This is a genomic window from Clostridium amylolyticum (assembly GCF_900142075.1).
Classification (GTDB): Bacteria; Bacillota; Clostridia; order Clostridiales; family Clostridiaceae; genus Clostridium_AA; species Clostridium_AA amylolyticum.
Genome location: NZ_FQZO01000001.1, coordinates 598,046 through 621,644, shown reverse-complemented (window position 1 = coordinate 621,644; position 23,599 = coordinate 598,046). Strand labels below are relative to the sequence as shown.

Sequence of the window (23,599 nt, the reverse complement as noted above, 5' to 3'; positions counted from 1 at the left end):
TTTACCCATTCTACAGAAATCGATTCCTAGAATAGAATTCACCCCCATGTTAACTAAATCATGATAAATTATAACATACAATTATGAGCTATTGTCAATAAAAATGAATTTAAAGCATTTTTATTATGGCAAAATCCTTTTTAACTTATTCATGGAATCTTCAATTCTCCCCTTTATATTAGAGTTTGCTTGTTGAAACCCCTGGCTAATATTTGATTTTAATTCTATTAATGCCTCTTCACTCCAAATAAAAACATAGTCCCAAAAATCAATTCTAATATTCTTATCACTGCCTTTAGTATAATATATTTTGAATGTTGTTCTATCTATAGCATATTTATTTGCATTAATATTATCTTTAGCTAGAACTTGTACCGCTTGTTCCTTATATGGCGTCTGGCTTTCTATCATGTCTTTAGTCCACTGTATATTAATTTTAATAACTCCATAAAATATTATCACTAAAAATACTAATATTGAAAAAATAAGTTTCCTCGCCTTCAAAAAGAGCACCCCCTTAAATTGAAATTTGTAGTTAAGTAAGAGGTAAGAGCTAAGAGTGAAGAGTTATGGATAAAACTCGGGGGAGTTTTTTATAATTAGTTTGTAGTTAAGTAAGAGGTAAGAGCTGAGAAGTAATAGTTGTGGTTAAAATTCAGCCCTGCTGAATTTTTTCAAAACTCTTACCTCTTACTTCTTACTTCTTACCTATTTTCTTACCTCTTAGCTCTTACTTAGTAGCTCTTACCTACTCTATAAATTACTATCTATAAGGATGCTCTTTATTTTCAAGTTTTATACATTATCTTTTACCATTTATTTGCTCTGCCACTGCTCTGGCTATAATCTTAGCAGATACTAAGGCTTCTTCTATTTTGTTAACATCAGCTCCTACCTCTATAAGAACCACGTTAGGATGCCTACTTTGATTGAAGTTTCCCTTACCGTGATTGTAATCTTTAGTCTCCTTTGTCAAACCTGAGAACTCTTTATCTAAAAAACCTTTTAAATTATTAGTTAACGCTTCATTATCTTTAATGTATTTGCTGCTTTTAGATAAAACAAACATAAGTTTAGCAGCATCTTGTCCATTTATTTTATAGGTAACATCCTTTTTAGCAGGTCCTGAATCCCTATGAAGATCAATAATAATTTTAAAATCATTATTATACTTTTTAAGATACTTATCTAATGTTTCACCGGATCTTGTATATGAATTGTTGTAAGCGCTATTATGAATAGTCCTATCGTGTATTACTGAAATTCCATAATTTTGCTGCAGCTCCTTGGATAACTCTCTTCCTACAGCCACTACGCTTAAGTTTTCATCAAAAGCGCTTTTACCGGTAGCAGGAGCATAATACTCCGTAGTATGGGTATGGTATATTAAAACCTCTGGCTTAGATTCATTAAGATTTTTCTTTATAGAAGGATTATAAATATCTACCTTATTGTCCACTTTTCCCTCAGGTTTTAACTCCCCTTCTTTTTTTTCTTCTCTAAAGATAGATATATCTTCTAATTTAAATGAGTTCAATGAAAATTGATTTTTCACTTCAGGTTTTACATACTTCCTGCTTACTGCAAAGTAAGAGCTCTCCTTGGAGAGTATGGTAAGAGGATTAAATATATCCATTCCAATATAATCTAATATAGCAGTTTTTATATTCATTTGGCTCTCTGCCATATCCGATTCATCATAAGCTAAATCCTTAACCACAGGAAGAGTATAATTCAAAACCTGTATATAAAACATATTATTCTTAACCTGACTTTTCATAACCCCGTTTAATATGCCCATTATGGTAAATATAACAATTATAGATGATATAATTATGTATCCAATTAATTTAAAGTGGAGCTCTTTATTAACTTTAGTTGAATATGGCATATAAATCCCCCCTCATACTAAAAAATTATATGATGGGGGAAGTGAAATTATTATTAATTCAAAAATTTATTAATATCTTCAATTTCAAAAGCTGGCTGCAGAGCTAAATTTATACCTGTAGAAATCACTTTGGATACCGCATTTATTATAGCATCCACATCTTTAGGTGTAACCATAAGATCACCTACATAAGGTGCTAATATTTCTCGTATCATGTACTGCTTTTCTTTTCTATCTATAGACTTTAGCATGTTATAAAACTCTCCTCCAGAAGTAGCTTGTTTTATCATTTCATCAATAAATAAATCCATGGTATCATTGGCTATTGTAGCAGCGTCTACCACTGTAGGAACACCAATGGCTATTACAGGGACTCCTAAGCTTTTTTCGTTAATCTCCATACGATTGTTACCCACTCCTGCTCCTGGAGCAATACCTGTATTTCCAATCTGTATGGTCCTGTTAACCCTTTCCAGTTTTCTTGAAGCTAAAGCATCTATACATATAACTAGAGATGGCTTTATCTTTTCTACCAATGATCTAACTATCTCTCCTGTTTCTATTCCTGTAGTCCCTAAAACCCCTGGTGCTATAGCGCATACTGCTCTTACCTCATCATCTATGGATTCAGGCATCATAGCCTTTAAATGCCTGGTTATCATAAGCCTAGATATAACCATAGGTCCTAACGCGTCAGGAGTGACATCTGAGTTTCCCAGGCCTACTACCAGCGTAGTTCCTTCCTTCTCCTGTTTAATAAGCTCTCTTAGGTTTTTAGATAGTATATGAGACACTTTATCCATAAGATCTCCATCATAATGAGTATATTCTGGAAGGTCTATAGTAATATAGGTTCCCACAGGTTTTCCCATAGCCCTAGCTCCATTTTCATTAACCACATCAACTTTTGTTACTTTAACATCCTCTAAAATATCTTCTTCTGCAATAACTCCATCAATTTCTTTTTTATAACGCTGTTTATATAACTCCTTTGCTTCCACAGCTAAGTCAGTTCTTACATCAAACACACCTAACACTCCTTTTTTTAATTTTAGTTATATATTGTCTATGTCAGCTATTGACAATTCATCATGGATAACTGATAATTTTACTATTATCTATATTGTGTATCTAATTAAGAAATATTATTAATTTTTAGAAATACTTTAATAGCTATATTACTTATAATGAAGAACTGTTAAAATATACTTGAAGAGTTCATGTAATAATGCTATAATATCACTTGTTGAAATTCGACTCGTATGCAGATTTTCCCCAAAAACTGCTAATACCCTAATAAATTAAAGGGGGTGAAATTACAATGGCAAATATTAAATCAGCACAAAAAAGAATAAAAGTAACTGAAGCTAAAACTCTTAGAAATAGAATGGTTAAATCCGCTCTTAAGACTGCGATAAAGAAGTTCGAGGTTGCTGTTACAGCTAACAGCGCTGAGGAAGCAAAGGTTGCATTTACTAATGCAGTAAAATCTTTAGATATGGCTGTTTCCAAAGGAGTTATACATAAGAATATGGCTGCTAGAAAGAAGTCAAGATTATCCGCAAAATTAAATGCAATGGCATAATAAAAAAACCGGGATTCCGGTTTTTTTAAATTTAGAATTGAGAATTTAGAACGTAGAATGAATGATAGTTTTTCTGAAAAAGCATCAGAAAAACTTTATAATTGGAAGTAAAAAAGAAATCCCTGAATGGATTTCTTTTTTACGGTGTGAATAAAATTCCTTTAGGAATTTTATTTTTATGCTTTTATAAGTTTTATTTTTTTGATTTTTTTATCAGAAAAAATTTCCTTCATTTTAAATTCTAAATTACGGTTTTAATAATCATGAGTTCCATTTCAGTCTTTTTATCAAGAGAAGAACTCTTCAATACTCTTTCAGTATTTGAACAAAGTTCTATGCAGTTTTTTAGCTGTTTAAGGGTAAACTTTCGGCTTTGTCCCATTAATCTTTCGCATATAAAGGGTGGTAATCTAAGTTCTCTGGAAAATATCTCTTTAGTTTTATTTTGAGACATGCCTAATTTAATATTGAATAAGAGCTTAAATTGTCTTTCTATCATTGATAGCACTACCATTATATTTTCACCTTTAAAAATCAGTTCATTCATAAGCTCTATTGCTTTTTCAGGTCTTTTTTGAGAAATAAAGTCTACTAAATCAAATATATCTTCCTCACTTTTATAGGGTAACATGTCATCTATGTCTTTTCTAGAAATATTTCTGCCTTCAGTATAATTTATCAGCTTATCTACTTCGTTAGCAATAATCTCCATATTATTTTCTACATTATCACAAAAATATTTAAGCTCCACTTTACCAATTTCTTTTTCTCTATGTAAAAACAGCATAGAAACTTTTTTGTATAATTTTTCGCCCTTTAACTTGTCAACCTTTACTACAGTACAGCTTTTATCTAACTTTTTAACCCTTTCGCTAAGCTTTTCTCTTTTATCTTGAAATATATAATAAAATATTAAAATACAATGGTCTGGAGTGGACTTTATATAGCTTTCACAAGTTTCAAATCTTTTTTTGTTTTCATTATCTAGAGAGTCTTTTAAAAAATTAGCTCTATATACTAAAACTACCTTTTTTTCACTGATAAAGGGTAATGTTTCACAGGCATCCATAAAAACATCAGAAGAAAGCTTCATACCATCTATCTTAATGATATTTAAATCCCTTGCTACTTCAGATATAGATGTGTTTATTAAATTATTTATTTGTTCCTTAATAAGCATTTCATCAATTCCAGCTAAAATATAGCAATTATCAATTTTCTTTTTATTAATATTAGCTTCTAAAATATCAATATCTATCACTTAACGTCCCTCTTTCACTACCAGATATAAAAATATGCTTGGATAAAGGTATATAGGTTTGAATTTCTTTTATAGAATAATCAAAGCTAATACCCTCTTTGCGCATATTGATTATATCATAAACTTCACTATACTTACCAAGGTAGTTAGATTTTATAGATAATTCTACTTCCTTGGAGCTTTTGCTATTATTTAAAGAATTAATGGTAATAATTTGTTTTTTATGAAGATAAATAGTATATTCATCTTCTCTAATATTTATTACCATAGGGTCCATTACATAGTTCCCTATTCTTTCTCTAAATTTATCGCCACTTCCAGCAGTAAACAAATAATTTTTATCCTTATAGCTAACTTTAATAAACCTATTACTACCATAATCACATACAGAAATAACGGGTATGAAATGATAGTCCCATAAAACAGCTGAAATTAATATAAACAGAGGTAAATATTTAGCTTTATTAAAGCCTTTCTTATACAATAAAATTGTAATAAACATTATGGTATACATTAATGTTATGCCCGCATTAGCATACAACTTTTCAGGTGCAATGCTTATAAGTATATACGTCCATATATCCACCAATTTGAAAATTAGAAGTAGTAATCTATTTATTAAACTAAAGATATAATTTACTTTAATAAAAATTAAAGCTGCAAAAGATATATATATTATAAAAGAATAAAGTGGAATAATAAAAAAATTTCCTAACAAAAACCCTGGACTAAAGACTTTTAAGGTCAAAGCTACATAAGGAAAGGATAGGCTTTGAGCGCTTAAAGTCAAACTTACAGATTTATTTATTAAGGTAGGTAATTTATATAAGTATCTGCTGAGTTTATTGTTAAACAGCACTATACCTAAAGTAGAAATCCATGACAAATTAAAGCCCAAATCCGTTATATAAAAAGGCTTAAATGAAAGTATAATAATTATAGCAAAGCTTAAGGAAGATAAGGCGTCATATTTTTTATACACTCTTTTAGATAAACTTATTACCATAATCATTATAAAAGCTCTTAAAGTTGGAGCTTTTCCTCCAGTAAAACAAACAAATAACAAGGTTAGTAAAAGTGAAAATTTACTAGAAAACATTCCTTGAAAAAGTTTATAAATTAGCATTATATGAAATCCTGAAACGGATATTACATGAATTATTCCTAATGTATTAAATTCTTCCTTATCTTCATCTGAAATATATTTATCATCACCAAAACAGATACCTGACACTATAGCTGCGTATTTAGTACCTAATTCTTTTTGGAAACTCTTAAATAATCCTTCTCTGTACTCATATACTTTTGTTATTACATCATCCTTTGTATTAATTATATTTGTTACCTTAATCTCTCCTACAAACCCTCTAGAATATACAGGGTTTTTATCAATGACAAAATCAGAATTAATAAGCTGTCCTTCCTTTATCTTTTCCAAATTACCAGTGATACAATACTTTTTATTTTTATATTCTCCTATGGAATATAGGTTCCTTTTTTCTATAATTCTGACTTCTCCTTTAATATCCTTTGGAATTTTGTAATACAAATTCATATTAACAAATCCGATAATATACACAAAGACCATAATATAAAACAACTTACTTTTTATAGTAATAAAAAATATCCATAAAAAAGATGCAGTCATCACTGCACCTAGTATAAAATAATCATTTAAGAATAAAACGGAGGATATTAAACCAATTAAAAGTGCTATGGCATAATATATCAGAGGTCTGCTCAAAAGCTATCCACCTGATGTGATAAATTTACATTAGGTATAGTATCAGGTATTTCATAATTATTTCTGCTTCCTGATATACTATAGTTTACCTTTACTGCCATAGTAACCATATTAGTAGATTCATTTAGATATACATTTTCCACATAAGGTATTCCATCTTTAGACTTTACAGTGAAATAATTATCTGCAAAATCTTGAGAATTATTTAAACTTATGTGATTATAACTAAAGTTAAAATCCTCTTGTGGTACCTGTAAAAAAATAGTATCACTGCCTTTTAATATGGTTTCATATACATTATTGAACATAATAACACCTCCATGTGTTATTTTGTCCATTTTAAACTTATTAATTCAACAATGATTATAAACATAATAATACCTATATTTAATAATATTGCGCTAATACCTATAAGGCCATGGTAATAGCTGAAAATTATTAAAACTATTATTGCACCCAAGGCAATATACAAAAGCTTTTCAGCTAACTTTTTTTCATAAAATACAGAATAATCAAAAGACCTCATTAATATAATAGTGATTAAAATAAATAAGGCACTTTCTTTATATAAAAATCCTAATATCTTAAGACTATAATAATAGCTTGTACTACATAATCCAAAATACAAAAAAACTTTAAAGACTTCTAAAATCGATATAATATTTCTAATATTAATACTTTCTACTTTACTCTCTATACTTTTATTATTTATCAAGGCATTTATAGCACAAAGAGGAATTATAAAAGCATTAACTACATATGTAGTATTTATATTATAAAAATAATATAAAAGCATTTCCATTAATAATGTAAACATAAATAGGTTAAGTACCTTAACTAAAGAATTAAAGTTCCTTTTACCATTACGAATTAAATAAACAAAATTTGAAAGATAATTGCTATCAATATATACGTCGGATAACTTTTTCAAGTTAAAGGAACAACTTTTTCCTATGGAAATGCCTAAATATGCACTGCCTAAAGCAGGAAGATCACTAATTTTTTCACCTGTAACAGCTAAATTTAGGTTTTCTTCTTTAAAAGAGTGTACAATTTTCTCTCTATGCTCTGAGCTAATCCGTGAGTACACCTTTATATTCTTCACTACTTGCAACAATTCCTTGTCATCTAGAAAGTTAATTTCTACTCCAGAAGTAACTTCAGACATATCTTTTACCATACCTAATTGGGTTGCGGTAGAATATGCCGTTATCTTATTATCTTCAGTTATAAATCGAGTTTCAATATTATTTTCTCTTAAGGCATTAATATAATTAGTGGAATCCTGCATAATAGGGTTATCTAATCCAATCACCCCTACAAATACTAAGTTGCTTCCTAAATTTTCCATAATACTCGGTTCATAATTAAAATTTCTATAAGCAAATCCCATAGTAGATAAGCCTCTAGAAGACATTTCATAATCAGCATTTTTTATATTTTCAATATCCTCTAAAGTTAATTCCTTTTCTACTCCATCTTTCATAAAGTGAGTACAATTATCTAAAATGTAATCTACAGCTCCTTTAATATTTACCCTGTACTTTTCTTCTACCATATTCACTGTAGTCTTAATCCTTTTATCTGGTTCATAAGGCAATTCCATGATTCTTTTAAACTTTGAATCTATTATACCTTTATAAATGAATTTTCCTGCTGCAAGCCTTAAAAGTGCTACCTCTTGTATGTTACCTTTTCCTTTATTACTTTGTATATCATAACTTGCATCATTGCATAATAATGCAATTTCCATTAATCTTGTAAAAGTATAATCGTTGGAATTCACTTTAAATATGGGAGTTAACTCTTCATCTATATATATTTCCTTTACAAACATATCTTTTTCCGATAGGGAACCAACCTTATCTATTAATATAGCATCTACATTCTTAATCCTATCCAAAAGAGCCATGTCTTTGATTTCAATACCTTTGGATTTAAACTCTCTTTTCATAAAATATGAAAACACATGTAAACTGATAGTTACAGGAATAGATGCGTAAATAATAAGAAAGCTATTTATCATATGAATATATTCATTTAAACTACCTTTATTATAAAATAATATAATTAATACGACTAATATTAAAATCATAAAAAAGCCTATATAGTTAAATATACCTTCAACATTATTAATAAGAGTATAATTTCTGTTTGGTGTATTATTAAAGGACTCTATTATTTTTCCAAGCTCTGTATGCTTTCCTTTTTCTACTACTATCCCTATTCCTTCCCCTTCTGTAACCACAGTCCCCTTAAATGCCATGTTAGTTACTTCACTAAGGCTATTAATTTCATTGGGAATTTTTGTTTCATACTTTTCTGAAGGAACTTCTTGTCCTGTAATTTGCTTTTCATTTATCTTTAAATCCGTTGATTCACATATCCTTATATCTGCTGGCACAATGTTTCCTTTTCCAAGAAAAACTATATCTCCCACTACTAGGTCCTTGATTTTAATTTGCTTATGCGCGTTTTGTCTAATTACGTGAGTAAAAGATTTATCTATTTTATAAAGGCTAACAAAGCCACCTTGGGACAAAAATATATAATAAACCTTTATAATAAAAGATGAACCTATTATGAAAGATAGAAAAAGAGCTTCAGTAAAATAGTTAAAATAAAATAAAATATATAATATTGTAGAGCTATTTAAAATCCATAGTGGAGCTATTTCTTTAAAAACAACTTTTTTAAGTCTATATTTACTATCTTTATGACTATCTTTTGTATAGCTTTCCTTTAGTCTTCTCTCTGCTTCATTGTCAGTTAATCCTGAATATATATCGGTATTTAAATATTTCTCTACCTGAGTCCAAGATTCTCTATGCCATTGCAATGGTTATCACACACCTTTAAAGTAATCTATTATTTATTTATCGACTATATAAAGCTATACTTAAAATATTTCTTTGATAGAAATATGCCTTAATAGTTTAAGACTTAGTTTTGGGATTAAATATAAGAGCCATTATATATCCAAAGAAAATTGCTGCTGTTATCCCACCTGCAGCTCCCTTTATACCTCCAGTGAAGATGCCTACAAATCCATTATCATTTACTTCTTTTATGGTGGCTTTAGCCAAAGAGTAGCCAAAACCTGGCAGAGGAACTGTGGCCCCTGCACCGGCAAAGTTTACTAAAGGCTGGTAAAGGCCTAAAGCCCCTAAAATAGTTCCCAGGGTTACAAATACTACAAGTATTCTTCCTGGTGTAAGTTTTGTTTTATCCATTAATATTTGAGCAATAACACAAATTAATCCTCCCACAACAAATGCCTTTACATAAGTATCCATATTATCTCTCCTCCTATGAATTTATTAATCCATTTCTATAGCTACGGCATGAGCTATACCAGGTATACTTTCTCCTTGTAATGATGAGGTGGTGCTCATAAGAGCTCCAGTAGAAATAATTAGAGATTTCTTAAAGCGTCCTTTTAACATGTTTTTATATATATACCCACAGCTTACCACTGCGGAACAACCACAGCCGCTTCCTCCTGCATTGGTACTTTGCCTTTCATGCTCAAATATTTCTTCACCGCAATCTATGTAAACATCTTGCATATCATATCCATATTCTTTAATTAAATTCTGTGCAATTTCTCTTCCAACCTTGCCTAAGTCTCCTGTAGCTATAATATCATAATCCTGTGGACCTCTTCCTGTATCTTTGAAATGATTTATTATAGTATCTACCGCTGCCGGAGCCATGGCCGCCCCCATATTTCCTGCATCTTTAATGCCATAATCTTTAACTTTTCCTGTGGTTATATAAGTAATATATGGAAAATCTCCTTCCTTAGCTAAAAGCATGGAGCCAGCACCAGTAACTGTCCACTGTGCTAATTCATTTCTTTGGGATCCATATTCTAGAGGAAATCTAAATTGTCTTTCCGCAGAACTAAAATGGGAAGATGTAGCAGCTACTATATAATCAGCAAAGCCTCCATCCATGGTTAATGCAGCTAAGCTTAATGATTCTGTCATAGTAGAGCAGGCTCCATAAAGTCCATAAAATGGAATTTCCAAATTTCTTGCAGCAAAATTAGAGGAAATTAACTGATTTAATAGATCTCCTGCAAAAAGATAGTCTATTTCTCCCGGGGTTAGTTCAGCTTTTGTAATAGTTTCGATAATTGCTCTTTGAAGCATAGAGCTTTCTGCCATTTCGAAACTGTCCTTGCCATTGGTATCATCACTTAATATGATATCAAAATAATCCTTTAAAGGTCCATCCCCTTCTTTAGGACCAACTATGCTGGTGGTAGCTAATATTCTAGGTGGACTGCTTAATCTAACTGTTTGCCTTCCCATTCTTTTAGATTTAATATTCTCCTGCAAAATAATACCCTCCCTACTTGTTTAGTATCATAATTAGATAATAAATAAATCCTATTATCACTGAGCTTCCTATGCCATAGACTAAAACTGGTCCTGCAATAGTGAACATCTTAGCTGCTACTCCGAAAATAAAACCTTCTTTTTTAAATTCAATAGCAGGTGAAACTATTGCATTGGCAAATCCTGTAATAGGAACTACAGTACCCGCTCCTCCATAATTGGCTATCTTGTCATATATGCCTATTCCTGTAAGTAAAGCTCCTAAAAATACCATTATCACAGGCACAAATATAGACACTTGTTCCTTATGTACAGAAAACCTTATAAGTATATTATTTATAAATTGTCCCAAGGTGCAAAAGGCTCCGCCTACTAAAAAAGCGAATACACAGTTTTTAAATAGCTTGGGTTTAGGTTTAGATTGTTTTGAAAGAATATTAAATTTATCTATAACCTGCTGCTCGCTTATGATTTTTCCCTTTTTTTTACTCATTTTATCACCGTCTTTTTATTGTTTATATTATTGTTTACAAATAACAATAAATTAAACAAAAAAACACTTCTTTAAGAAGTGTCTTATTCATGCAATCTATCTTTCATATGCTTTAATACTTTCTTTTCTATTCTAGAAACCTGAACTTGACTTATTCCTAGCATATTTGCTACTTGAGTTTGTGTTTTATCTTTAAAATATCTTAGTAGTATGATTTGCCTTGCTTTGGCATCAAGATTATTCAAGGCTTCTTTAAGAGCCAACTTGTCAATTAAATCCTTATCTTCTTCGGCATTTTCACTTAATTTATCTATGAGAAGCACTGGAGACCCATCGTCTTGATGTATTGTATCATAAAGATACTGAAGACTATTAGAGGATTCTATTGCAAATATTATTTCTTCCTTGTCTATACCTGTGAATTCCGCTAATTCTTCTATAGTAGGTTCTCTGTGTAATGTTTTAGTAAGTTCTTCTCTATCATAGTGAAGTTTCCTAGCGAGATTTTTTGTGTTTCTACTTACTTTTATCATTCCATCGTCCCTTAGGAATCGTTTTATTTCCCCTATTATCATGGGAACTGCATAAGTAGAAAATTTCACATTATAACCTGAATCAAAATTATTTATGGCTTTTACTAGTCCCATACATCCTATTTGGAATATATCTTCATATTCATATCCCCTGTTAAGGAATTTCTTGCTTATAGAAGACACCAAAGGTAAATTCATTTCAATTAGCTTGTTCATGGCTTCCTTACTTCCACTTTTGGCTACCTTTATCAGTTCTGTATTATCATTATAGTTTAAATTATCTTTTTTTAAGATGCCATCATTCATATTAGCCACCTAGTTTAATGAATGGAATTTTTTCTTCATTATTACTTTTGTGCCATTATTTTTTTCGCTAAAAACCTGAAGGCTGTCCATAAATGTTTCCATTACTGTAAATCCCATTCCTGACCTTTCTAAATCTGGTCTTGAGGTATATAGGGGTTGCATGGCAAGACCTATGTCATCTATGCCAGCTCCTTTATCTTCTACGGTTATTGTAACCTCATTATCTTTTATAGAAGCCTCAATATAAACCATTTCATAACTTTTATTTTCGTATCCATGTATTATTGCATTAGTTACTGCTTCAGAAACAGCTGTTTTAACATCAGTAAGTTCTTCAATGGTTGGATCAAGCTGAGATACAAAGGCTGCCACAGCAACTCTAGCAAAACTTTCATTTTGAGATTTACTCAAAAACTCAATTTTCATCATATTTTCATTCATTTTTAACCCCCCATTAAGCCCTATTTAAAGCTTCTTCCACAGTATTGTATGTTTTAATTATTTTAAATAATCCTGATAATTCAAATACCCTTTTAACATTATTATTTATTTCAGCAATGCGTACTTCTCCATCTCTCATATTAAGCTTTTTATATCTTCCAATAACCACTCCTATGCCAGAGGAATCCATAAAGGTAACTCCAGAAAAGTCTAAAATCAGTTTGTTGATTTTGTCTCTATCTATTCTATCGTCAATCTTGTTTCTTACTTCTTCTGCACTATGATGATCTAAATCACCGTTAAGTCCTATAATTAAAGTATTGCCTTCTTTACTAAATCTTAAATACATAATTAAACTCTTAAAAAAAGAGTTTCACCTCCCGTCAAAGCAAATATTATATTCCTATGTTATTGAATTTATTCCTTCTTTTACCATATATACTATTTTATTTTCTACAAATTGTCAATGGATATTAATGATTTTTATTAGGAGATGCCAGATTAATATAAAAAATGTACAAACTAATGGCATTCATATGAGTTATTCCTTAATTGAGAATTTAAATTAAATTTATATCCTTTAGTTTTTCTAAAACCATGTCTATATCTTCTTTACTTGTATATCTACCAAGACTAAATCTAACCGCCCCTGTAGCTACATCATCTGGAACCTTCATAGCTCTTAAAACAGGCGAAATAGAAGTTAATCCTGAATGGCAGGCAGAGCCTGTAGAAGCAGCTACCCCTTCTAATTTATCTAAAACCTGTATTCCATCTTTTCCAATAAAACTAATGTTTAGGGTATTAGGAAGTCTTTTTACCTCGTGCCCATTTAGTCTTATGCCGTGTCCGAATATATTTAATAATCCTTTATAAAAATAGTCTGTAAGCTCTTTTATAGAATTGTCTTTAAGTTTTTCTTTAGCGATAGCACAAGCTTCTCCTAAGGCCACATCAAAAATAACATTTTCAGTTCCTGCTCTTTTTGAGCTTTCATGAGATGCTCCATGAATAAGAGGTTCAATATTAATTTCCTTCCTTATATAAAGTGCTCCGATACCTTTTGGTGCATAGACCTTATGGCCTGCTATGGTAAGGAAATCCACTTTTAAGTCTTCTACATTTATAGGAACCTTACCTATGGATTGAGATGCATCAGTGTGAAATAGTATATTATACTTTTCAGCAATTTTTCCTATTTCTTTTATTGGTTGTAATGTTCCAGTCTCATTGTTTGAATGCATAATAGTAATTAAAATGGTATCTTCTCTAATAGCATCTTCTATGTCTTTTGCATTAACCATACCATATTTATCCACAGATACATAAGTTACATCATAGCCGCTTTTACTCAAAAATCTGCAGGGATTTAATATAGCTGGATGTTCTATTTTAGAAGTGATTATATGTTTACCCTTTTTAGACTTAATGTAAGCAGTACCCTTTAGCACCATATTATTTGATTCGCTGCCGCCACTAGTAAAGATTATCTCCTCTGAATCACAATTAATCAGATCTGCCACTTGCCTTCTAGCATTTTCCACTGCTGTTTTTGTTTTATATCCAAGTTCATGATTGCTGGAAGGGTTACCAAAATAATCCTCTATGTATGGCTTCATTACTTTTTTTACCCTCTCCTCTATGGGAGTTGTAGCATTATAGTCAAGATATATCATAACTTTCCACCCTCTTTATATTAACTATTTTATATAACTTAAAATTAATTTTATTATACTATAGATTATTATGGAATATTGACATAATAATTTGAACTTAGCAAATAATAGATATTGTAATTAATAATAGCTTTTATAAAAACTGGAGGTGATTATTTGAATAATAACTCTTCACCACAAAATATTTCTGCCCCTCCTTTTATGTCCATTAATTCTGATTTAAATATACTTAAGCAAGACCTTAGCAATGCATTTTTTTCTACTACAGATTTACGTATGCGTGAAATTAATTTATTAAATTCCAATAAAAAAATATTGATATGTTACCTTAAAAACTTAATAGATAAAGAATTATTATATGATTATTTATTAAAACCACTCACTGAAATCGGCAGCCGCATCCCCCCTGTAGACGTAACTATAGATAGCCTTCATAATATACTTCCTAGTTATGAATTAGTAGAAACAAATAATTTAAACAATGCCGTAAATTACATTTTATTGGGTAATGCTGTGGTTTTTATTCAGGGAGAAACTAACGCTCTAGCCTCTGAACTATATGCTCAAAAAGGAAGAAGTATAGAGCAACCTGAAACAGAGATAAGCTTTAGAGGCTCCAAAGAAGGATTTGTAGAATCTCTAAACACAAATATTTTTTTACTTCGTAAGCTTATACATAGCAGCAATTTGGTTTTTGAAGTAGTTAAGGTGGGTAAACAATCAAATACAGAAATCTGCATATGTTATATGAATAATATAGTAAACGATGAAATACTTAAGAAAGTTAAAAATAAAATAAATAGTATTTCCTATGGTAGTATGATAAATTCCGGTGTTCTTGAATCCTTTTTATCAGAAAAAAAATATTCACTTTTTCCCACTGTAGGTAATTCAGAAAAACCTGATAAAGTTGCTTCAAAAATACTAGAGGGAAGAATTGCTATTATAATAAACGGCTCTCCTGTAGTACTAACAGTACCTTATTTATTTATTGAAGCCATACAGACTTCTGATGATTATACGGAAAACTTTTTCTATTATACTATCATAAGGTTTTTAAGGTTATTAGCAATATTTATTTCTATATTTCTTCCTGCATTATTCGTAGCTATATTATCCTTTAACCAGTCTATAATACCCTTTAACCTGCTTATCACAATATCTTCTTCTAGAGAGGGAATACCTTTTCCACCCTTTTTAGAATGTCTTTTAATGTTACTAACCTTTGAAATCTTAAAAGAAGCAGGTATAAGAATGCCTAGAGCAGTAGGTCAAACTATAAGTATAGTAGGTGCCATAGTACTAGGAGATGCCGCAGTAGGTGCTGGTATAACTAGCCCTATCATGGTAATAATCATAGCTATTACAGCCATTACCAGCTTTATAGTACCACCTTTTATGAAAAGTGTAGCAATACTACGTATATTATTAATAATTTCTGCTAATACTTTAGGACTTTATGGCATAGCCCTAGTAGGTGTAATTGTCTTTATTTATCTATGTAATCTGCAATCTTATGGTGTACCTTACTTGGCTCCCATAGCCCCCATTATTCAGCAAGATATAAAGGACTCTTATATAGTTTACCCAATGTGGGCTATGGTAACCAGGCCAGTGGTATTTTCACCTAATAACGTTTATAGAGCAGGTAATAGTAAAAAAAACAATGAGGCTGATAAAAATGGTTAAGAAAAAATATATAATATGCATTTTTTTATTGCTAAGTTTAAGTTTGTATGGTTGTTGGAATAATGTAGATATTACTAAACTAGGAGTTTCTACAGCTGTAGGTATAGATAAAGCCCCTGAAAAAAAGATTAGGCTTTCAGTACAACTAGTAAATCCAGCTGCGGTTAGGACCTCATCCTCAAAACAGGGTAAATCTAGCGATATGGATCCAGTAAGCATATTTACTTATGAAGATAATTCTATATTTGACTGTTTAAGAAACATGGTAGGTAAACTAGACAAAAAGATATTTTACAGCACTTCTAGGGTGATAATAATAAGTGAAGATAAAGCCAGAGATGGTATAGGGGATATAATTGACTTCCTTTTGAGAGATCATGAAACTAACTATCAATCCGATATATTAATATCAAAAAATGTTTCAGCAGAAGACATATTGAAAGTAAAAAGTAAGACTCAAAGCTTACCTGGTAACTATATACAATCCATTATTAAAAGCTCTAAGAGCCGTGGTAAGCTTAAGAGAACCATGCTTATAGATATAGCAAAGGATTTTAGTAGTAAAAGCAAGTATTTAACTATAGGGGCTATTAGCAAATTAGAAGATAACTCTGCTTTAGTAGAAGGAACTGCAGTTTTTAATGGTGATAGACTGGTAGGTTGGTTAAGCCCTATGGAAACTCGTGGCTTTCTCTTTGCTACAAACAAAATGAAAAGTACCACCATTGATCTTTCAAACCCTATGGATAAAGATGAACTAATCACTATAGAGATAATGCGTTCTAAAGGTAAGTTGAAAACTTTAATTGTAGATAATAAACCAGTGCTCATGGTAGAAATTGAAACTGAAGGTAATATAGGAGAGCAACACGGCAAAGGTTCTATAACTACCAAGGAAGTAATTGAAATCTTAGAGAACTCTTTACAGGATACTATAAAGAAGGAAGTGGTTAATTCTATAAATATTACTCAAAAACAGTATAAATCCGATATATTTGGATTTGGAGATTACTTAAGCAAATTCCATCCTAAAACTTGGAGTAAAATGGAAGATAAATGGAATGAGCTTTATTCCTCAGCTGAGGTTCAAGTAGTAGTAGACGCTAAAATTAGAAGATCCGGATTATTAAAAGAAACCATTCTTCCTAAAGTAAGGGAATGATAGAAATGATTATTATTATAATAGCTTTTCTAATAATTGTATTATTAGAAATGAAAAATATTATATCCTCTAAAAATAAATTAAAAGTAGCGGGGATATTTTCATTTTTTATATTAATAAGCCTTATCCTTAGCCTTTTATTATCTATGAACAAAAGACCCTTAAGTCCTGCAGATCTTATTGAAATGATTTTTAATATGTTAGGAGTAAAATAATGAATACCTGGAAAAATGATAAAATATCAAGTATACAACTTGGGTTAATGATTTCTGCTTTCCTTTATGGAAGTACCATAGTAGTAAATCCTGCAGGTAAAGCTGAAACAGATGCATGGATAGCTGTATTAATAACTATTCCATTCTCATTAATATTAATTAACATGTATTCCAGCATTAGTGTTAAAAATACTTCAAAACCACTTCAACAAATATTAACAGATTATTTTGGTAAATACCTAGGAAATTTCCTTTCATTATTGTATGCATGGTACTTTATACATCTTTCTTCTTTAATAATGAGAAACTTTGGAGAATTTATAGATACCATTACCTATCCAGAAACTCCAATATCTGTGATAATAGTTAGCAATGCCATAGTAACAATTTATTTAGTTAAAAGTGGTATAGAAGCTATTGGAAGAGTCTGTGAACTTTTAGTACCCATACTTATCTTTACTGTTGTTGCCATAAGTTTTTCACTTATTACCTCTCATGATATTAAAAACTTATTACCTGTTTTCAGTAAAGGACTAGGTCCTATTTTAGCTGCAAGTTTTTCATTTCTTTCTTTCCCTTTTGGAGAAACAGTGGTATTTTTAACAATTTTTCCTTTTCATAATAGTCCTAATTCAACAAAAAAGGTTTCTTTTATAGCTACATTGGTGTTAGGGCTAATACTTCTATATTCCATAATGAGAAATTTAATGATTCTAGGGGGGGGGTTGCTATATAACATAAATTTTCCTACCCATTTAATAGCTCAGCTAGTACCTGGTATAAGTCTAGAACCTTTAGCAGATTTAAACCTTTTTATAGGTGGTGGAATTAAATTAGCTGTGTGCATTTTTGCTGCTTCTACTTTAATAGTTCAAGTATTTAATATAGATTCAAAAAGTTCTATTATTACAGCAGTATCCGTTTTTAGTGTAGTTTTATCTATTTGGATATACTCAAATATATTTGAGATGTTCAAATGGGCTGCAAGTTACTGGCCCTATTATTCTATAATATTTCAAATTATTATCCCCTTAGCTCTTTATATACTTACAAAAATAAAAATAAAGAAAAATACTGAAGCTATTGGATAAACATTCTATAGCTTCAGTATTTTGAAACAATCAAGCTTTGTGTTTAATATACTTTTTCAATTCTTCTTTTACGGTATTATATATATACTCTAAAGTGTGATTTTCATCTACCATTAATACCTCTACAGCATCTTCAATACTGTCCATAGTTATTATTTTAAAATTACCTTGTGCAATAGCTTCTTCTACTTCCCAATTTAATATAATCTCATCCTTATTAGCTGAAGGTATAAGCACGCCTTTATTTTTAATCTTATCCACAGCCTTACATACATTAAAAAACCCTTCTATTTTCTCATTAACTCCCCCTATGGCTTGCACTTCTCCAAATTGATTCATAGAACCTGTTATGGCTATATTTTGCCTTATAGGTATTTTACAAAGGGAGGAAAGCATACATATGGCCTCCGCAACGGAAGCTGAATCCCCATCGATCTTACCATATATCTGTTCAAAGCTTATATGAAAGTCTACTGGTATTTTTTCATAATTAGAAATAAACTTATTTATATATCCCTTTAAAATACTGGTGGACTTTTCATGAATATTTCCGCTAAGGTTACCTTCTTTTTGAGCATCTATTATATTTCCTTCTCCACTAACACATACACAGGTAATTTTAATTGGTTTTCCAAAGGAAAAATATCCTGTGTCCACCACTGAAAGTCCATTTATCACTCCTACTTTGCTATCGCTGGAATTAAATAAAATTTTCTTGCATTTATATAATTCTAAAATTTCTTCTTCATACACATCCCGATCATTGGCCAAGTATGTTATATCCTTGCGTTGAATCTCTTTTTTTCCTTCCTTCCTAGCTTTATAATCTGCCAGTGTTAAAAGCTTATTAATTTCATTATAGTCAAAATAAACTTTTTCTCTGCTTCCTGCTTTTCTAGATAGATATTTTAATATCTCTCTATAAATCTCTGGGGCTAATGGCAGTATTTCATTTTCTTTTATGATTTTTTCAATAACTGTATTTAAGGATGCCACTACTGAGCTGTCTATCTTCTTATTTGGCGTATGGTAAGTTCTTAGTTTAAATAAGTTTTTGAAATCCTCATCATAATTATATAAGATATCATAACTTTCATAATCTCCAATAATAATAACTTTCACATTTATTTTTATATCACTGGGTTTTAAGCCTCCTAAAGAAAGGAACTCCAAATATCCTTTGTTATAATCAAAATTAGTCTTACCCATAAGCAATGTCTTTTTAAGATAATAATATGCACCTGCATTACTTATTAAATCATTAAGTCTTATTATTAAGCATCCTTCATTAGCCCTTAATAGGCTGCCTCCTTGAATTAAAGATATATCTGTAGTGTATATGCCATTATGATTCTCATATTCAATACTGCCAATTAAGTTATTAATGGTAGGATCTTGTTCAAAAATAACTAAGGGATGTTCATTTAAGCTATTGTCTACTATAACATTAACCTGAAACTTAAAGATTATTTCATTTATCTTATCTTCATCCTCATCATAGTTAAAAGTATAATTTTCCACTAAATTTTCTTCAATATAGCTAGTTACATAACTTAGATAATCTAAGGCGCCTAAATCCTCAGAAAACTCTTTTTCTATTATATTTTTATAATCGGACATTTCTTCATTTAAATATTTTAAGAATATTTCTTTAACCTTTTTTATGGAATCATTTTCTACATCTTTTAGTTTATCTATAACACCTTCCGCATCTTCTTTAAGTTTTGATGCTTTATTTATAATTTCATCCTTGTTTACTATTTCCAGATCGTCATATTCTTTTTCTGTCATAACGGTACCTTCTTTAAGAGGTATAAATGCAAAACCTATATTGGTTTGTTTTACGTCAAAGCCTTCTGCTTTTGCTATATCCATAAGATCACCAATATACAAATTCCTTTGTTTTTGAACATAATCCATCACAGATTCTTTATCTTTGTTTATAGAACTATTATAAAATTTAAAGACTTTATCCACATATAATTCTTGTAGTTCTTCTAACTTTTCTTTAAGCTTTGTACCTGTGCCATTAGATAAATACAAAACCTGTGGATTTTTTGCATCCTCTAATATCACGTAACAAATATCTTTTGGCTTTTCTTTCTTTACATAGAGTTCTTCAATAAAGTTTGATATTTTATCTATTTTTTCTTTGGAGTAATCATCTATTATATATAAATTAAACCCTTCTTTGTTAATACTTAATGAGGCTTCAATTTTTTCAAGTACTTCTTTATACTGAGAATATCCTTTGAGATCTTCTGAGGTTCTAGAATCTTCTAAACATATGTTATAAATAACTTCCTTTGGAGTAAGCTCTCTTTTCAATGTTTACCTGCTATATAAATAAAAAGAAAACCATTCCTATTATTTACCAGCAGTTCCCCCCTTCATATAAGTCGTCTATTATATTAATATTCGGGAAACCAAATTTTAGGAATGGTTTTTCAATATAAAATACTTTTTTAGTTTTAATTATTAAAAATTCTCTTTAAGAAATAAAAAGTTCTAGTAAGTTGAATCGCTTTTTAAACCTTCACAAATAGCTATGGAAGCTGAAGCACCAATTCTTGTAGCACCTGCTTCAATCATTTTCATAGTATCTTCATAGGATCTAACACCGCCTGAAGCCTTAACCCCCATGTTAGGTCCTACAGTTTCTCTCATAAGCTTTATATCTTCAAAAGTAGCACCACCAGTGGAGAAGCCTGTAGAGGTTTTAACAAAATCTGCTCCTGCTTCTTTGGCTATCTTACACGCAGTTACTTTATCTTCATCATTTAAAAGGCAGGTTTCAATAATCACCTTAGTTAGTGCTTTTCCTTTTGCTTCATTAACTACAGCTTCTATGTCTTTCTTAACATAATCAAGATCTTTATCTTTTAGCTTACCTACATTTATTACCATATCCACTTCCTGTGCACCCTTGGAAATGGCATCTCTCGTCTCAAATGCTTTAGTGTCAGAAGTGGTAGCACCTAAGGGAAATCCTATTACGGTACAAACCTTTACTTCACTGCCCTTAAGTAGGTCAGCACATAATTGAACATACCCTGGGTTTATACAAACTGAAGCAAATTTATACTCTAATGCCTCCTGACATAGTTTTCTAACACCCTCTTCACAAGCATCAGGTTTTAAAAGAGTATGGTCTATCATTCTTGCTAATTTATTCTTCTCCATTTGTAATCCTCCTGTTTTCATTATAAATATAACTCTAATAGTTATATTAACTCAATTAAAAACATAAGTCTATTATATTTTATATAGGAGGTAAGTGTACTATACATTAATTCTATTTTTCTTTTGTATTTTCCACCACCGGTTTTGCTGTAGCTAATGGTTTTGGAGGAAGCTTTTTAATAAATGTTCCACTTATAACCAAATCTTCTTTATTTTCTACCACCATATTGTATTCTTTAGTAAATTCTATGGCTTTCTTATTACAAAAATCCCTACACATGGAACAAAAAGTGCAAGAAGCCATATCAAAGGTCATGGTAATCTCTTGGCCACCTTCTACAGCTTTAACATCCTTAGTTATAGATGCTGGTGAACATACCCTCATACATAAACCGCAACCTATGCACAATTCAGGATGAAAAACTATTTTCCCCCTATAGTCTTCTGGTGCCTCTACGGGAACCTCAGGGAACCTACTGGTTATAGGCTTTTTAAATAAATTTAAAAGACCGTCTTTTAAATATGGTATTCCTCCCATTTATTCCACCCCTCTTTTTCTTTTAAGTATTTCCACCGCTTTTAAAATACCACTTATAATGGCTTCAGGCTTAGGAGAGCATCCACCTACGGATACATCCACTGGAACCCATCTATCTAAGGGGCCTTCTACTGAGTAACTGCCTTTAAATACATTACAAGAAAGGGGACAGGATCCTAAGGAAACAATTACTTTAGGATCTGGCACCTGTGAAATAACTCTTAACATCCTTTCACGGGATTGAGAGGTAACTGGTCCTGTTACTATTATTATGTCAGCATGTCTAGGCGTTCCTGTAAGTTTAACTCCAAACCTTTCCACATCATACTTAGGCCCTAAAAGTGCAATAAGTTCTATATCACACCCATTACAGGAACCTGTATTAAGATGATATATCCAAGGGGACTTTGCTCTACTTTTTTCAATTACATCTAACATATAAATTCCCTTCTTTCTTTATAGCTTAAGATAAACAAGTATTAAACTAAGTAAAGCTAAACCTGTGGGTACTGTCCAATAGAACTTTAATGTCTGCTCAATCTTTACTCTAGCAATTAATCCTTTAATAAGTGATATAGATATAAATACTATTAACGCGCATAAAATAATTAATACTAATGCATTTAATAAAATATTAAAAGCTGGCACTGGAGTTAAATTACCAAAAGCAGTACCTCCCAAAAATAAGGCTACAAATAAACTAGACATTATAAACATCTTAATATTCTGAGTAAGCTTAAAGACACCTAAATAGAAACCACTATACTCCACTAAGGGTCCTTCACATATTTCCGTTTCCGCCTCTGCCACGTCAAAGGGTACACTTCCCACCTCTGCAGGAATTATCATTAGGAAAGCTATAGCTGCTGGCAATAATGAAAATTTAGTGATGATTAAGCCATTGACAGCTTGATACTGCTGTATGGAAGCTAAGGAAAAGGTAACCTTTCCATCTAAAGCAAAACCTGCTTTAGCACCTATGGCAAGAAGGATTATAACTAAGGGAAGTTCATAGGCAAGCATAGTTACCATTTCTCTTGATATCCCCACTCCTGCAAAAGGTGAACCAGAAGATGAGCCTCCTAGTATTAATGCTACAGCTGGAATAGTAAGTAAATATATTATTACTATAATATCAGCTACTCCTGGTAAAAAGCTAAATCCAAATTGCGGTATAAATAAAGATATGGTTATTACGCTTATTAATCCAATAACAGGGGCTACAACAAATACCTTTTTTGCCGCACCTCTAGGAATTATACTATCTTTACCCGCAAGTTTTAATAAGTCATACAAAGGTTGCAACAAGGGTGGTCCTACTCTTCTTTGCATTCTTGCAACAATTTTTCTATCTATACCCGCTAATATTATCCCTGCAAAAATTGTAAAAAGGAAGCCTGGAAATATTAATATATAAAATAAGTTTAATAATATACTCTTCAACG

24 protein-coding genes are annotated in these 23,599 nt (G+C 30.8%); 5 read left to right on the top strand and 19 right to left on the bottom strand.

The genetic code is table 11. From position 1 onward, the window contains the following. Positions 1–123 precede the first annotated feature (123 nt). From BUA82_RS03000 to gpr, 3 genes are all read right to left on the bottom strand, one after another. Entirely contained in the window at positions 124–504 is a 381-nt protein-coding gene (locus BUA82_RS03000) for a hypothetical protein (RefSeq protein ID WP_073004517.1), read from the bottom strand. 298 nt (positions 505–802) lie between these two features. Next, a complete protein-coding gene (locus BUA82_RS02995) occupies positions 803–1,891 on the bottom strand; it encodes a stage II sporulation protein P (protein WP_073004514.1) in 1,089 nt (362 codons plus the stop codon). A 53-nt stretch (positions 1,892–1,944) separates the two neighbouring features. After that, positions 1,945–2,919 (bottom strand): GPR endopeptidase, encoded by a 975-nt coding sequence (gene gpr, locus BUA82_RS02990; protein ID WP_073004512.1) that lies wholly within the window; start codon positions 2,917–2,919, stop codon positions 1,945–1,947. 293 nt (positions 2,920–3,212) lie between these two features. Here gpr and rpsT point away from each other — a divergent pair, with 293 nt between their 5' ends. Continuing rightward, positions 3,213–3,476, top strand: coding sequence for a 30S ribosomal protein S20 (rpsT, locus tag BUA82_RS02985; protein ID WP_073004510.1), 264 nt, complete (start codon positions 3,213–3,215; stop codon positions 3,474–3,476). 241 nt (positions 3,477–3,717) lie between these two features. Here the strand turns inward: rpsT and holA are convergent, their stop codons facing one another. From holA to BUA82_RS02930, 11 genes are all read right to left on the bottom strand, one after another. Next, a complete protein-coding gene (holA, locus tag BUA82_RS02980; RefSeq protein WP_073004508.1) occupies positions 3,718–4,737 on the bottom strand; it encodes a DNA polymerase III subunit delta in 1,020 nt (339 codons plus the stop codon). Continuing rightward, positions 4,724–6,481, bottom strand: coding sequence for a ComEC/Rec2 family competence protein (locus BUA82_RS02975; RefSeq protein WP_073004506.1), 1,758 nt, complete (start codon positions 6,479–6,481; stop codon positions 4,724–4,726). The genes holA and BUA82_RS02975 overlap by 14 nt, the downstream gene beginning before the upstream one ends. Further along, complete coding sequence (locus tag BUA82_RS02970) at positions 6,478–6,789, bottom strand: hypothetical protein (protein WP_073004505.1); 312 nt, start codon at positions 6,787–6,789, stop codon at positions 6,478–6,480. The genes BUA82_RS02975 and BUA82_RS02970 overlap by 4 nt, the downstream gene beginning before the upstream one ends. A 17-nt stretch (positions 6,790–6,806) precedes the next feature. Further along, complete coding sequence (locus tag BUA82_RS02965; RefSeq protein WP_073004504.1) at positions 6,807–9,320, bottom strand: HAD-IC family P-type ATPase; 2,514 nt, start codon at positions 9,318–9,320, stop codon at positions 6,807–6,809. 97 nt (positions 9,321–9,417) lie between these two features. Continuing rightward, positions 9,418–9,777 carry a stage V sporulation protein AE gene (gene spoVAE / locus BUA82_RS02960; RefSeq protein WP_073004503.1) on the bottom strand — a complete coding sequence of 120 codons (360 nt, stop codon included), beginning with the start codon at positions 9,775–9,777 and terminating at the stop codon, positions 9,418–9,420. 24 nt (positions 9,778–9,801) lie between these two features. Next, a complete protein-coding gene (gene spoVAD / locus BUA82_RS02955) occupies positions 9,802–10,800 on the bottom strand; it encodes a stage V sporulation protein AD (RefSeq protein WP_073005130.1) in 999 nt (332 codons plus the stop codon). Positions 10,801–10,840: 40 nt separating this feature from the next. Then, positions 10,841–11,320, bottom strand: a complete 480-nt coding sequence (gene spoVAC / locus BUA82_RS02950; RefSeq protein WP_073004502.1) for a stage V sporulation protein AC — start codon at positions 11,318–11,320, stop codon at positions 10,841–10,843. Positions 11,321–11,403: 83 nt separating this feature from the next. Then, a complete protein-coding gene (gene sigF / locus BUA82_RS02945) occupies positions 11,404–12,159 on the bottom strand; it encodes an RNA polymerase sporulation sigma factor SigF (protein ID WP_073004501.1) in 756 nt (251 codons plus the stop codon). Positions 12,160–12,168: 9 nt separating this feature from the next. Further along, positions 12,169–12,600: an anti-sigma F factor gene (gene spoIIAB, locus BUA82_RS02940; protein WP_073004500.1), complete on the bottom strand. Its 432-nt coding sequence runs from the start codon at positions 12,598–12,600 to the stop codon at positions 12,169–12,171. A gap of 13 nt (positions 12,601–12,613) precedes the next feature. Then, complete coding sequence (gene spoIIAA, locus BUA82_RS02935) at positions 12,614–12,949, bottom strand: anti-sigma F factor antagonist (protein ID WP_073004499.1); 336 nt, start codon at positions 12,947–12,949, stop codon at positions 12,614–12,616. A 211-nt stretch (positions 12,950–13,160) separates the two neighbouring features. Next, complete coding sequence (locus BUA82_RS02930) at positions 13,161–14,276, bottom strand: cysteine desulfurase family protein (protein ID WP_073004497.1); 1,116 nt, start codon at positions 14,274–14,276, stop codon at positions 13,161–13,163. Positions 14,277–14,432: 156 nt separating this feature from the next. Here BUA82_RS02930 and BUA82_RS02925 point away from each other — a divergent pair, with 156 nt between their 5' ends. The 4 genes from BUA82_RS02925 to BUA82_RS02910 are packed head-to-tail and all read left to right on the top strand — an operon-like array spanning position 14,433 to position 18,433. Next, entirely contained in the window at positions 14,433–15,965 is a 1,533-nt protein-coding gene (locus BUA82_RS02925) for a spore germination protein (RefSeq protein WP_083599753.1), read from the top strand. Further along, positions 15,958–17,127, top strand: a complete 1,170-nt coding sequence (locus BUA82_RS02920) for a Ger(x)C family spore germination protein (protein ID WP_073004494.1) — start codon at positions 15,958–15,960, stop codon at positions 17,125–17,127. The genes BUA82_RS02925 and BUA82_RS02920 overlap by 8 nt, the downstream gene beginning before the upstream one ends. A gap of 5 nt (positions 17,128–17,132) precedes the next feature. Further along, positions 17,133–17,342: a hypothetical protein gene (locus tag BUA82_RS02915; protein ID WP_073004491.1), complete on the top strand. Its 210-nt coding sequence runs from the start codon at positions 17,133–17,135 to the stop codon at positions 17,340–17,342. After that, the gene (locus tag BUA82_RS02910; RefSeq protein ID WP_073004489.1) at positions 17,342–18,433 is read left to right on the top strand and encodes a GerAB/ArcD/ProY family transporter; all 1,092 of its coding nucleotides are present in this window, start codon (positions 17,342–17,344) and stop codon (positions 18,431–18,433) included. The genes BUA82_RS02915 and BUA82_RS02910 overlap by 1 nt, the downstream gene beginning before the upstream one ends. 30 nt (positions 18,434–18,463) lie before the next feature. Here BUA82_RS02910 and BUA82_RS02905 read toward each other — a convergent pair whose 3' ends face one another. From BUA82_RS02905 to BUA82_RS02885, 5 genes are all read right to left on the bottom strand, one after another. After that, positions 18,464–20,761 carry an AAA family ATPase gene (locus BUA82_RS02905; RefSeq protein WP_073004486.1) on the bottom strand — a complete coding sequence of 766 codons (2,298 nt, stop codon included), beginning with the start codon at positions 20,759–20,761 and terminating at the stop codon, positions 18,464–18,466. 180 nt (positions 20,762–20,941) lie between these two features. After that, entirely contained in the window at positions 20,942–21,616 is a 675-nt protein-coding gene (deoC, locus tag BUA82_RS02900; RefSeq protein WP_073004483.1) for a deoxyribose-phosphate aldolase, read from the bottom strand. Positions 21,617–21,728: 112 nt separating this feature from the next. Beyond that, the gene (locus BUA82_RS02895) at positions 21,729–22,154 is read right to left on the bottom strand and encodes a 4Fe-4S binding protein (RefSeq protein WP_073004481.1); all 426 of its coding nucleotides are present in this window, start codon (positions 22,152–22,154) and stop codon (positions 21,729–21,731) included. Next, positions 22,155–22,592, bottom strand: coding sequence for an NADH-quinone oxidoreductase subunit B family protein (locus BUA82_RS02890; RefSeq protein WP_073004479.1), 438 nt, complete (start codon positions 22,590–22,592; stop codon positions 22,155–22,157). 18 nt (positions 22,593–22,610) lie between these two features. After that, a complete protein-coding gene (locus tag BUA82_RS02885) occupies positions 22,611–23,597 on the bottom strand; it encodes a respiratory chain complex I subunit 1 family protein (RefSeq protein ID WP_073004477.1) in 987 nt (328 codons plus the stop codon). Between the last annotated feature and the right edge of the window lie 2 nt (positions 23,598–23,599).

Excerpts from the sequence above, each read along its gene's own strand:
- BUA82_RS02995 (WP_073004514.1), bottom strand. The coding sequence starts at position 1,891 with ATGCCATATTCAACTAAAGTTAATAAAGAGCTCCACTTTAAATTAATT.
- rpsT (WP_073004510.1), top strand. The coding sequence starts at position 3,213 with ATGGCAAATATTAAATCAGCACAAAAAAGAATAAAAGTAACTGAAGCT.
- BUA82_RS02970 (WP_073004505.1), bottom strand. The coding sequence starts at position 6,789 with ATGTTCAATAATGTATATGAAACCATATTAAAAGGCAGTGATACTATT.
- spoVAE (WP_073004503.1), bottom strand. The coding sequence starts at position 9,777 with ATGGATACTTATGTAAAGGCATTTGTTGTGGGAGGATTAATTTGTGTT.
- spoVAD (WP_073005130.1), bottom strand. The coding sequence starts at position 10,800 with ATGGGAAGGCAAACAGTTAGATTAAGCAGTCCACCTAGAATATTAGCT.
- spoVAC (WP_073004502.1), bottom strand. The coding sequence starts at position 11,320 with ATGAGTAAAAAAAAGGGAAAAATCATAAGCGAGCAGCAGGTTATAGAT.
- sigF (WP_073004501.1), bottom strand. The coding sequence starts at position 12,159 with ATGAATGATGGCATCTTAAAAAAAGATAATTTAAACTATAATGATAAT.
- spoIIAB (WP_073004500.1), bottom strand. The coding sequence starts at position 12,600 with ATGAATGAAAATATGATGAAAATTGAGTTTTTGAGTAAATCTCAAAAT.
- spoIIAA (WP_073004499.1), bottom strand. The coding sequence starts at position 12,949 with ATGTATTTAAGATTTAGTAAAGAAGGCAATACTTTAATTATAGGACTT.
- BUA82_RS02930 (WP_073004497.1), bottom strand. The coding sequence starts at position 14,276 with ATGATATATCTTGACTATAATGCTACAACTCCCATAGAGGAGAGGGTA.
- BUA82_RS02920 (WP_073004494.1), top strand. The coding sequence starts at position 15,958 with ATGGTTAAGAAAAAATATATAATATGCATTTTTTTATTGCTAAGTTTA.
- BUA82_RS02915 (WP_073004491.1), top strand. The coding sequence starts at position 17,133 with ATGATTATTATTATAATAGCTTTTCTAATAATTGTATTATTAGAAATG.
- BUA82_RS02910 (WP_073004489.1), top strand. The coding sequence starts at position 17,342 with ATGAATACCTGGAAAAATGATAAAATATCAAGTATACAACTTGGGTTA.
- deoC (WP_073004483.1), bottom strand. The coding sequence starts at position 21,616 with ATGGAGAAGAATAAATTAGCAAGAATGATAGACCATACTCTTTTAAAA.
- BUA82_RS02895 (WP_073004481.1), bottom strand. The coding sequence starts at position 22,154 with ATGGGAGGAATACCATATTTAAAAGACGGTCTTTTAAATTTATTTAAA.
- BUA82_RS02890 (WP_073004479.1), bottom strand. The coding sequence starts at position 22,592 with ATGTTAGATGTAATTGAAAAAAGTAGAGCAAAGTCCCCTTGGATATAT.